The organism is Gimesia sp., assembly GCF_048262075.1.
Classification (GTDB): Bacteria; Planctomycetota; Planctomycetia; order Planctomycetales; family Planctomycetaceae; genus Gimesia.
In genome coordinates, this window is sequence record NZ_JBLXFK010000001.1 from 573,728 (window position 1) to 585,862 (window position 12,135).

The window sequence follows — 12,135 nt, forward strand, 5'->3', positions numbered from 1 at the left end:
GATTCCTCACTGATCTGGAAACAGCGGGGGCAAGACTTTATACAGACAAGGTATATACTGAGATCCGTCTCAGGAGTCGCTAAAGCAAAAAAAAATGGCTGCCCTCAAACAGGATATTCTGGGCGACTCAAATCATATCTTTGACCAGATACTGGCAGACGTGATTCGAGCGACCTGGCTGGAGATGCATTACCTGATGAGTGTTGATGTCGACGCCACTAACAGGACCGCTGGTCAGAGTGCCTTGATGATGAAACACCTTGAATCAACGCAACGCAGGCTCACATCAGCCATCAAGCAACATTGCCATATCAAGAAAATGATGTCTTGTGAAAACCAACTGCCCGATCTCAGGTTTTTCAGGACGCAGCAGAATTCCGCGTAGAATTATTACCTTCCGAATCGCCGAAAGACGTTTAAGTACGGCCAAGATCTCGACGTATAAGCCACTGAGAAGTCTGGATTTTCAAGCATGAGCGACATTACTATCGAGGAAGCTCTGAAAAAGACAGAGTACTCCGATATGAACGATACAGTCATTAGTTTTTAGGATTCGCGCAACTCGTACGTTCACCTTACTCATTAAGATATGAAACATCCGCTAATTGTTTCAGCCTTCCATTCTGAAGCGATCTCCAAATCAAAGACCATATTTCCCATCCGAAGCGTTTTTTACGAGATATTCAGTCCCTTTTCCATCTGTCCTCTCGCTCTACCCCTTGAAGGTATGAACTTTACAGATGAGATTTTGAAATGGAGGGAATGATATGAATTGCGTGGATCGGCAGAATCTTCTTACAGGACTGATTGAATTATTGAAGAGATGTCAGGAGCAAGAGCCTGAGGCTTGGGATAAACTGGTAGAAATATACGGCCCTCAGATTCGTCATTGGATTGCAAAAGCAAATCTTTCACATGCTGATCGGGACGATATTTACCAAGAGGTATTTCTAACAGTTGTAAAATCTATTGGCAAGAAAGACTGGGATCGGCCAGAAATGAATTTCATTGGTTGGCTGCGCATCATCACAAAAAGCCGAATAATCGACCATTTTCGACGGTTGAAAAAGAAGAAAATGACCGTGATGGATGAGCAGTTCTTAGATCGTCTACCCACTCTCCGAAACTCACACATCCCCTCTCCCAGAATGACACTTCTTCCACACAGTTGGTATCAAAGGGTCTTACCTGCAATTGATCACATTCGTGGAAAATTGGAGAATAAAACATGGGATGCATTCTGGGGAGTTATCGTTGAGGGACGCTCTTCGACTGAAGTAGGAAAAAGGCTAGGACTTTCAGCTGCGGGAGTTCGAGTGGGTAAATCTCGTGTTCTAAGAAAACTGAAAAATCAACTGAACTCAGAAAATAAGTGAATATCGTGTTACAGCCTAGCGTTGTTATTAATAGAACTCTCTTTTTGTCGTTATAGGGCGTTAAAGTCAGTTACGTGGAGTTGAATTCCCCAACTGTTACGTATTGGAGTTGACTCAAATTACATCGGGTATTGACTACGACTGCTCCTGCACGCCCCCCTGAATCGCCGGGTTGCGGCAAGTAACTTGGATAGGGGATTTTGAGGAGACCGCAATACAAATTCATTTGATGGTTAACCAGTCGCACGCGATGGGATCATTTGTTTTTCCCTTAGCTTATTGCTCTTGCTGGGTACTGTGAAAATCTAAAAGAAATCCTGATCCAACGACGCAGAATGGGGTTCTATCATTTTGTGTTTTCCCTGCCGCAACTGGTGGACGTTTGTGGCTTTTAAGTTGTATGATGAGATTTGTATGCTTGATCGAGAATAAATGTAATCAATGAGGTAATAAGTGTCGGACGAATTCTTAATCGATCAATTCCTGGATGAATGGGAGGAGCAGCTGGAATCGAAGGCTCCTTTATCGCTGGAGCAGTTCATTAAGGAGCGGCTGGAAGGGACCGCAAGCGAACTCGTCGAAGAGTTCCGGCATCAGGCTGAAGAACTGGCCTTGATCGACCTACGAATAAACCAGATCGCAGGGCCGTTGCCGAACATGGATAAGCCTCCAAATCAGAATTTTGATGACTTACGGTTGTCAGCACTGCAGCCCGGACTCGAACCCATTCCCGGCTACACGCTCGTCTCCCGGCTCGGAGGCGGAGGCTTCGGTGAAGTCTGGAAGGCTGAGTCTCCAGGAGGATTCCACGTAGCTCTCAAGTTTGTGCCTGTCGGCGGCCGTGTCGGTGAAATCGAAGAACGATCACTCGAAGTCATCAAGGACGTTCGCCACCCGCATTTACTCTCGGTATTCGGCACCTGGCAGATGGGTGACTTGTTGATCATCGCCACGGAACTGGCCGATCGCACACTGCTCGACCGTTTTCACGAATCCCAGAAGGAAGGTCACGAAGGCATCCCCAAGGACGAGTTGTTTGTTTATCTTGCTGAAGCCGCCAAGGGAATCGACTTTCTCAACGATCCCGGCAAATCGGGGCGGATGCGGATTCAACACCGGGATATCAAGCCTCAGAACTTGCTGCTCTCTGGTGGCAGCGTCAAGGTCGGGGATTTCGGACTCGCCCGGTCGATCCAATACGACGTCACCGGGCACACGGGGAGCCTGACGTTCGCTTATGCCGCGCCCGAGTGCTTCGATGGAACCACATCCAATTGCAGCGATCAGTATTCCCTGGCAGTCAGCTACTGCCATCTCCGCGGCGGGCAACTGCCGTTCGAGGGCACTCAGGTCGAGATCATGGAGGGACACCGCAAAAAGCAGCCGGAACTCTCGATGGTCCCAGCCAACGAACGTCCCGCCATCGGCAAGGCACTTGCAAAGCGCCCCAAAGACCGCTGGAACTCATGCACTGAGTTTGTTCAAGCGTTAGCCGGTTCTGCTTCTCAGCCAGGGATCTCACCTGATTCATCGCTGGTCACAACAGTTCAGCATCGACTTGCTAAATTGCCGAAAAAGCGGTTGTTTGGCGGCGCGGCGATCGCCTTCCTTTTACTGTTTTGTCTGTCGCTTCTGTTTTTCTCTGGAGATAAGCCAGACGAAAACGACCAATCGCAAGTCGGATCAAACGGGGCGTCCGTCGCGGTGTTGGATGACGCTGATACAGCGACAAAGCCGATCACGTTGGCAATAATGGATTTTGACAACCATTCGCAGGACCGAAATCTCGATGGGTTCCGGCTCGGTTTTCGCGACATACTTGTTACCAACCTTTCGCACGTATCTTCAATCAAGGTGCTTGAACGCGGGCGGCTGAAGGACTTGCTAGATGAACACGAACTAGCCAAGTCTCCCTTCATCGACCCCAAGGCGGCTGTTCGATTTGGCAAAGGCTTGTCGGCAAAACACGTATTGACCGGCTCCTATGTGATCGCGGGTAACGATATCCGGATCGATGTTCGACTCGTTTCAGTGGAAACCGGCGAAGTGATGCTTGCTGATGCCGTTACTGGCAAAAAGTCCAATATCTTTCTTTTGCAACAAGCTCTCAGTGCGAAAGTGTTGGCAGGACTTGACATCCACCCATCCGAGGCAGAGCAAGTGGCCTTGAATGATCCGCAAACGAACGAGTTTGATGCATTTCGATTGTACAGCGAAGCTCGTCTTGCCCAGTTGAAAGGTCAACGTGAGGAGGCCAAGAAGCGTTTCAAGGAAGCATTAGAACTCGATCCTGATTTTTCGCTCGCAGCACGCGAGTTAGATCAATTCGAATCCGAAGCCCTCTTCCGGCTCTCCGATTCTCAACAAGAAAGAGCAAAAGCGGCGGGTGAGATTGGCCAGCTTCTCCAAGAGCATTGGAATAAACACCAACAAATCGTAGATCGAGATCGTGGAGATGCAGACTATTTCGCCAGCACGATCGTTTTGGCCGCTCACGCAGGATTGTTCGGCGATTTCAATCAAGAGCGACAACTGCTAGTTACCTTCTGGAAGAGATTTTCGGAATCCGTCCCGCCTTGGCAAGCCCTTGTGATGGCACAAGAAATACGCGATTCGATAGCAACCGAGAGCAAGTTCTTCCAAGAGACTGTTGATTCGGGTGACTATGGTATCATGTTGTCCGGCATCGGTGGAATGACGCCGAGTAAGAAGTATTTGAAGACTGAGTTACAGGGCCACCTTCATTGGCCGAAGTGGTCTGTGATCTGGCCGTTCAGCGAGGATGCGAGGACTGCATTTGGTCAGGCAAATATTGCATCCATTCCCCTGGCAAAAGAATCTTGGAAGTCCTCGTTTGAAGCCGATCTGCCCTCAGACCCGCATGACTATCTGGAAGCAGTCATTGACTATGGGGGAGTTCTGGAAGACCAGAAGAAGAATCCAGAACGCTTCAGCGAAAACCTGCAAATCTATTTATCGATTGCACAATACTACGGGCGGTTGCCTGACTGTCCCATGCCACTGGCCAAAGAGCTGCGCGATCTTCAAGGGCGTGTCCTGCGACTGCTTGACCGTGTCGATGTGAGCCAGATGGAGCCAGCGGTTATCCAGAATGCACTTCCCGTATTGGAAAGAATCGCCAGAATAGAAACCGATGCCACTAAGCGAGAACAAGCCGACATACTCCTGGTTCGTTTTGTCCACCAAGTCCGTGTCAATGAGGGCTTACCAGCAACTTCCGACGACAAGCCGTAAAACTTCTACGACCAACCACTGGCGGGGTCTCCCATCCTAGTAGTATGGCACGTTGGTGAACTCGGTGGATTCGACATCGCGCGGAACCGCATTAAAGATCACGTGCGAAAATCCTTAGGTGACGCAGTTCGTGCCCTGCCGGGGGACACGCGGCTCAACTTCCTTTGGGCAGGCTACGTCAATAAAGAAGCTCCTCAATCACTTTTTTGAGGAGCCTCGCGCTGCTGACACGGTTACCAAAGAGAAAGGACTCGGTTGCTCGAACTCGCCTCTCCAGTTGGCTCAAGGAACAAGATCAAAGCGAGCCGGACAGGTCCTCTTCCACACGGGGAAATCTTGCAGAGGTGATTGCTACTGCATCAAAATCAAGAAACCTAACCGGCAAGCCTCCAGCGGCCATCGCAGTTGTCTGCCAGCGAGCTGATCTCGAAAAGTTCGATCCTGTCGAGTTGGCCGGTGAGATTCAGATCCACACTTTCGCGATTCCTCGGCTCGGCAGTACAGGATGGATCGGTCAGAAAACGCAGATCGAGAAGATGCACACTCTGGCCAAAAAGTCGGGTGGGCAGTTCACGGTCGTCAGTGATGATTGGATTTGGTTGTACTTGTCATCTCATCCTTAAATTACCTTTGGCTTCTCTGGCCTGGCCATAATATCTTCGGCAGACTGAAGTACCTGTTTGGCCAGACCAACGGTACCAGCACACCTAACGTGTTCTGTAGTTGCAACTATAGGCTTGGTGCACCAGCCGCCGTACCGCCCCCTATGTCGGTGGAGATTCGAACTGGTTTTCCCGGTAGTTTTTCTCGATCATCTGAAGCACGGAAGTTCTCAGCCAGCGCGGTCGGGGTTTCATACATTTCCACATCAACCGTCCGAATTCTAATTAATTTGGGAAAAACCCGGAATCCGGTGTCCCTGAAAACAGCCTGCTCTCGCTTTCATGGAAAACACTAATTAAGCGTTTCTCAGAACTCTCAGCTTTGTAAGGAGTAGAAAGTCCATGTTTGGGAAAGTCATAATTTTCTTGCTAACTCTTTTGATCTTGCTTCAAACCGGATGCAATCCTGGAACTAACAGTTTCTCTAAGTGCAATCACTCGAAAAATGCAGTGTTCACTCAATTGGCTCTCTTGATGTCGTACAACTCGGAGGATCTCAAATAAATAAGTACAGTTTTATCACTTCGTTCGTAATCGTTGCTACTGTCTTTGGAGCAGGTTTCTGGTTTGCCTACGGAGGTCAGCCTGGCACAAATCATCCTCCAGTTCCACCAATCGCGCGTATCCGTGCTCTGAGCGATCTGGCGACACTCCGAGTACAGATTGCCGATTCCATATCAGGCAACAACGAGCACTGGGAAGTCAGTTGGATGTTGCACGGCGAGGCGGTATTGGGTGTTGATCTCTCCCTAGCCAGTTACTCATCTGTAGATGCAGAAAGCCGTAAAGCTACACTATCGCTCCCGGCTCCTCACGTCATTTCAAGCAAAGTGGATCATCATCGGTCTGCGGAGATAGGTGTGAAGCAAAAGACTTGGTTGCCTTCTCCTGGCCTGAAGAGTCTTCGTGATGAGGTGTGGCAACATGCTGATGAAAAAGTGGCACGCCTTGCAAATCACGATGGGTATTTGGAAGCGACTAAGCTGCAAGCGGAACAAGTTCTCAAGGAACTTTTTCGTGAAATGGAGTGGAGCATTTCATACGAGTGGAAGTCGCCAAATGCCTCTGGTGCCGAAGTAAGCCACTCCGAATGATAGAAGTCGATATCTCCTCCAACCTCTCTCAATAAACTCCCGCTTCAAATTCGGAGCGGGGTTTACTTTTCATCTGAACCGAGAATACGCTTGAGAGAAAGCCGAGCCTGACGCCAACGCCGTTTGATCGTCCGTTCCGAAACTTTCAGTAAGCTGGCGACTTCAGATTGAGTCATGCTTTGGTAAAATATTAACTTGAAAACTTCTCGCTCATCCTCAGCAAGCATGTCAACATTTTCATGAAACTCGGCCATTTCGAGTTGGTCAATTACATCGTCTGCAGGACCTGCTTCTTCGTATAACGGATGGGCGTTACCGTCAGGATCAGCCTGACCGGGATCGGACTTGTGATGACGCCCACGCCCCTCCGGCCCGTAGAGACTCCGAGCCATGTCGATCAGTTCACGCCTAATTTGAGTTGCCGCCAAGCCAATAAAAGCTCTCTTGGAATCAGGCTTCACAGCCTTTAACGAGCGGTGAAGGCGAATAAGAGAGTTTTGAAGCACGTCATCTGTCAGGTTCCAGCGGCCCACATGCGGTTTAGCAGCCAGCATCCGACTCGCTATTCGGCGAAGCTGATCCTGTGAGTGAACAATGATTTCGTCTATAGCCTTTTCATCCCCGGCACTCCACCGATCCAACAAGTTCTGTAGTCGCGTCGTATATCCATTTTGTTCAGTCATTTCACCTCCGGAAACGCAAATAATTAAACTCGTTCTTATGCGATTCTCAGATTATGACGCCCTCGACATACAAAAGAAAGGACCGGAATTCCTATGTACGCGATCGGGTTCGGATCATTATGTGAGTTAATGAGTTGCTGGTGAAGCCTGGATCTAATATGCAGAAGTCGCCCTACCAGTATACGGCTCAGTCTACCAGAGGGAAATTAGCGTATTACTTAACTCAAAGAAGATAATTCTCCAGTCATGAAATGGACCGTTCGTCTCTCCCGTGATTGGTAATTTACTCAATTCAAAGATCGACATATTTAAAAAGTACTTTTTAAATTCTATTACAAGATCGGAAACTGCTCCTGATGCCAAATCAGGTTTTCATGCTAGGCTGAAATCACAACCGCTACAAAGCATCACCAAGAATTCGTCCTTAGAACCAGTCCTTCATACTGACGTGAATTTCTGCCGAAACAGCCGAACCGTTAACACGGATTGAAAAACCGGCGAGAGTGCCATTTGAAATATTTCGATTCGGAAAGCCTGAGTCTAACGGATTGACAGCAAAGTCCCGCATACCGTACTCGATAAACTGTCCCGGATCTTCAAAAGGTATTTCCTTAAAACGTTCACGAAGCTTCTCATCAAGACAGGGAACAACTTCCTGGACACGGTAATACTGTACCGGAAAGTAAAACCATTCCGTGAACCGAAAACCGTAGAGAACATGGACAGGTTATGCATCCTCTCTACATCCCCGTCAGAATACAGTCTTTGAATCATCGAACTTGAATACTCAAACAGTTTAAAAGGAACCTCCGGCTCTATCAATCAACCTTTAGCCACAGGCTCCCTTTGAATATAATCATGGATCTCGTTTTTCCGGTATCATAAAAGGATTTCAAAAGTACTTTTTAAATTTTCAAAATTCGTCATCGTCGTATCCCATCTCTGAAAAGTTCTCTTTCCCGTCAGCAACCAGTCCGTCCCTCACCTGAACGTCCCACCCTCTTCCTTGAAAGTTCTTTCCTAAGACACCTTCTCTCACATCCACATTCCAACACCCTGATTGCCCTGCACTCCCACCGACTGACATTCTGATCTGATGGAAACCCTCAGCCTGAGAATATTCCTCTCTCTTGTTAAGAAGCACCCACTGACGAAAAAATTCACTGACTCCGGCAAATGCCAGATCGTTCAGCGTGATCGGTGAGTCTTCAGAAGCTTTTGCAGTCCCCTTCGTACTATGATGGACGATGATGGGAGTAGCACCAGCTTTCACGCAGGTTTCCGTCATCCGTCTGAGTATAGGCCCTACTTCATATAGATTTGTTGGAGAGATAACTTTACTTCCACCGCAGAGACATAAATACAACGGATCAATAAAGACTACCTTAATTTCCCTGAACTCAAGAAACTCACCTAATTTTGACAAGTCCTCTTCATCTGTCAGATTGGGTAGCGTAAAAGCCCAATGCACTTTAGTTATCCTTTCTAGACTCGTATTCTTGGATTTACAAACCCGTTTCGCAGTATCTTGTAGTGACGATTTACCGCTTTCTCCGGACATAACGGCTACTCGACAATCTGTAGGAACATCGAATTCTCCTAAGAAAGGTTTTCCTGATCCCAAGCTGAGAGCCATGTCGATTACGATTCCCGTCTTGAGACATTTAGCCGGGCCACCGATCACACCCGCTTGCCCTTTGATAAGAATACCCTCAATTAACCAGTCATGTTCGCAATCTAATTCTGCAAATTTCCCGGATTGAATGAAACCATATCTTTTGATAGCCTCTCCAGGACGTTTCGACTCGGGAACACGAGCTTTGCTACGGTTGGGTTGTGATGTATTCATGATACTTCCTGTAATAGAGAAATTCGGGGAGTAGTTTGACGGAATATACTCTCTTGCTATAAAGCCTGTTTTTCCGTCAAAGTGATATTCAAGAGTCGGATCATAAAACTAAATACAGGTTGTCTGAGTTAATAAGAATCCCTGTGATGATCTCAGTCTTATCGAGAGTGTTCATATCAATCTTGGCAAATAACTCCGCGTCGTATTTATCCTTCAATTTCTGAATCTGTTTTCTTCTCTTATCTGTTACAGTTCGCAACTTCTCTGATAGATGTTGTTCTCTGAGATTCAACTTTTTCGTTAAATCCCGCCCTCCGAGTTGTATATAATCATAAATTTCCTGGAGGATGTTCTCGACAGATCCTTTTTGACGCTCTCCTTTGGATTGACGTAATACCAACAACTCGAGACCGCAGGATGTCTTCTCATGAAATCGTTCCACTTGTCGTGTAAACAAGCGACGTTGGTCGGGGGTCTGAAAGATGAATGCTGACAACTTAATGAGTTTAAATGCCTTCACAGTTTTTAATTCCAAGCTAAGCGGGAGATAAACCTCTGCATTGGGATCGTTCCTGATCACTTTTTTCGCGAACATTTTAGCGGGCTTGAGTTTTAGAAGAACCTTATCCGTAGTGATCGGAGGTAAATCAGTCATGTTGTCTTCGGAATAGGTTTTCATGATCCATGTCCCGTACTCTTCCTTACTCTCATCTCGAAACGATCGCATTTTGTTCTCTTTGATTTCCAAGTCCCCTTCTTTCTCGAGTAATTTGATGTGATTACTACATCCGTCGCAGGCGATCGCGTCAAAGGTTTTAGGACCTTGTTTCCCTGTCTCTTTATGCTCGAGAGTGTGCATACCGAAGAATTTGTCGTACTCTGAATCCGAAACGTTGAAGAAACGCTTCAGGTGTTCCAGGTACCAGCTGGAAAACTTATTATCATCAGTCGGTATTTTCTTTGGATCGTGAAAAGGGATACCAGACTCTTCATCAGCATGACGTAGAGGGTAGTCAGGCATGATTTCCAGGCACTCTGTGAACGTGCATGCTGGAATCCGGTCACGCCGATACGTACAACCGTCTGTGATGACTTGTAAACCATTCAATGACTGAATCATTGTATAGGCTTGAGATCTCGCCCTGGCACCTATAATGTTACCAGCGACTATGTTGTTGGTAGGATGGTGTTTGCAGACTAAGACTCCGAACATCGTATTCGCCTGCATTTTCCAGACGTAGTCCCAGTCACTCCCTTTTCCGTGTTTCTGCTTAGCCTCGCGACGCTTATTCCCTATTTCACGTGCAAATGTGGATATAGGAAATTCTATGGCTACATAGTCATGATCGATCAATTCTTTATGTATCAGGGTCATTTCACTTTCGAGATACACTGAATTCCAGGGTAACTTTCCCGTCCTGTTTTCCTCAATCAATTGATCGAATTCCTCACCGGTTTTGGCAATCATTCTTTTATCGTAAAAGACGATTGACTCAACGCGTAACTGTTCATATTCAGATCGCATCGACTCGGGGAGAGCTTGAATCGTCAACCAGGTATCGTAAGTAACGATACCTGAGTCAATCCGACGAGAGAACAATTTAGCGCCACTGTCTTCCTCGTCAGACCTTTCAGCTTCTTTTTGAAGCGCAGTGATCCGTTCACGCCCGACTTTTTCCCTGTAGTTCTCATAATTCAGTGATTCGAGAGTTGAAGGGATCAGAGTGTTTTCTGAATGTAAGAATTCGCCTGTTACACGGATATACCACGCATCGTCGTAGGATACCTTGCGAACCATCTCTACCCCTTCGGCTAGATTTATATTTTGACTCCCGGGTTCGAGAATAATCGGACGTCCCCAATACACGTTCATGTTCGCTAGAATATTGTTGTAACATCCTGCAAGGTCGACATCGCTAAGCATTCCCGGAGAATGATGCCAGATTGTTGTTGATGTTCGGCTAAACGTTAGTCCTCCATGAAATCGTCCCGTCTGAGGGCCAAACCGACTTGTCCCGTGCTGGCCGTGCAATGGGGAAATACCGCTCTTCCGCATGAGCTTCTTGACTTCGCTTTCCGTTGAGAGGTTTTGAGAATTTTTTATAGATTGAGTGGTCATTGTGAGAATGAAATCTTTGACACGACCGCCGATTGTTGCCGCCATTTCTGGTATATCGATCTCCGGTACTTCGAATTCGCTATAGATATCAGAGTCATACTTTTTCATCTGCTCGTAAATCAGTAATGTGTTGACAACGTCAACAATTGCATAACCGTAAGCTTCATTTGTTCTGGTACGAAACGTATTCGACATGGCAGCTAATTCAGCCTTGGAAATAGAATCGACTTTCTTCTGATTAATGAAAATATCTGATAGGTTATTCAGGTTTGTTTTACCGAAAGGCAGTATTGTATCCCGTGTTTCGATCCGAACTTGATAAAGCCGGGTAGAGCCTAATTTCACATACTCAATGATCGGATTGTTAACTGTGTGATTTGCATATTCTTCGATAAACCCCAGAATGCTACGATTGGCGAGTTGTATAGATGAGGACTTGAATTTGTCTCTGTGAAAGAGCGAATGATTAAAGGAGCTTCCGAACGATCGACCTATATCGGCAGTCAGGAAATGTCCGATCAGTACAATCTTGATAGTGGGAAGTTTCCATTGTTCTTTCTCAGAATCCCATTTAGCTTCTCGATATTTCCGGTTCCGATCTTGGATTAATGGTTCGATTTCTGCTTTTGAAATCCCTTCGAGATTTGGTAAGCGTAATAATTTACTTAGAATTTCGACTGGTGAAAGTTGAACGTGGAGGATTGAAGGCGTTCCGAGAATAAACTTGTGCGAATATTTACCATAACCTTCTTCTGTTGTCGGTAAAAATTCATCCAGGTCAAAATCTTCAGGTAAAGATGGTATGCTAGGAGAATGAAAAAGCTGAACCATAATATCCCCTATAGGGTTCCTTGCCGCGGCTTGAACGGTAAGTGTCTGAGCATCCTGATACTCAGTATCAATGGCAATTTCGATAGGCTTTTCCGTAAGCCGCTTCAACCATTTTATATGACGGTCATTTTGGTCGCGTTTTGTCATCGGGTTTTCCTTCAATCTCTGGTCGTAAGTTTGAATACGAGCTCTACAGAAGGCTCAAGTGATTACTAAGCGAGACAAACATCGGATGCGGGACAGGTAAACTGGTTTCAATGTGATTT

8 protein-coding genes are annotated in these 12,135 nt (G+C 46.7%); 5 read left to right on the forward strand and 3 right to left on the reverse strand.

Translation table 11 applies throughout. From position 1 onward, the window contains the following. Window positions 1-94 precede the first annotated feature (94 nt). The 5 genes from ACN0YH_RS02010 to ACN0YH_RS02030 all read left to right on the forward strand — a co-directional run bounded on the left by ACN0YH_RS02010 (window position 95) and on the right by ACN0YH_RS02030 (window position 6,387). Entirely contained in the window at window positions 95-385 is a 291-nt protein-coding gene (locus ACN0YH_RS02010; protein ID WP_417377878.1) for a hypothetical protein, read from the forward strand. Window positions 386-767: 382 nt separating this feature from the next. Continuing rightward, window positions 768-1,376: a sigma-70 family RNA polymerase sigma factor gene (locus ACN0YH_RS02015; RefSeq protein ID WP_291169906.1), complete on the forward strand. Its 609-nt coding sequence runs from the start codon at window positions 768-770 to the stop codon at window positions 1,374-1,376. A gap of 453 nt (window positions 1,377-1,829) precedes the next feature. After that, a complete protein-coding gene (locus ACN0YH_RS02020) occupies window positions 1,830-4,631 on the forward strand; it encodes a protein kinase domain-containing protein (RefSeq protein ID WP_417377879.1) in 2,802 nt (933 codons plus the stop codon). Between the two features lie 344 nt (window positions 4,632-4,975). Next, entirely contained in the window at window positions 4,976-5,254 is a 279-nt protein-coding gene (locus tag ACN0YH_RS02025; protein ID WP_417377880.1) for a hypothetical protein, read from the forward strand. A gap of 467 nt (window positions 5,255-5,721) precedes the next feature. Further along, entirely contained in the window at window positions 5,722-6,387 is a 666-nt protein-coding gene (locus ACN0YH_RS02030; RefSeq protein ID WP_417377881.1) for a DUF4230 domain-containing protein, read from the forward strand. 62 nt (window positions 6,388-6,449) lie between these two features. On the opposite strand, the gene ACN0YH_RS02035 is transcribed toward ACN0YH_RS02030, so the two are convergent. The 3 genes from ACN0YH_RS02035 to ACN0YH_RS02045 all read right to left on the reverse strand — a co-directional run bounded on the left by ACN0YH_RS02035 (window position 6,450) and on the right by ACN0YH_RS02045 (window position 12,016). Next, window positions 6,450-7,070, reverse strand: a complete 621-nt coding sequence (locus tag ACN0YH_RS02035; RefSeq protein WP_417377882.1) for an RNA polymerase sigma factor — start codon at window positions 7,068-7,070, stop codon at window positions 6,450-6,452. A gap of 913 nt (window positions 7,071-7,983) precedes the next feature. After that, window positions 7,984-8,919 (reverse strand): ATP-binding protein, encoded by a 936-nt coding sequence (locus tag ACN0YH_RS02040; RefSeq protein ID WP_417377883.1) that lies wholly within the window; start codon window positions 8,917-8,919, stop codon window positions 7,984-7,986. A gap of 100 nt (window positions 8,920-9,019) precedes the next feature. Further along, window positions 9,020-12,016 (reverse strand): hypothetical protein, encoded by a 2,997-nt coding sequence (locus tag ACN0YH_RS02045; RefSeq protein ID WP_417377884.1) that lies wholly within the window; start codon window positions 12,014-12,016, stop codon window positions 9,020-9,022. Window positions 12,017-12,135: the final 119 nt, after the last annotated feature.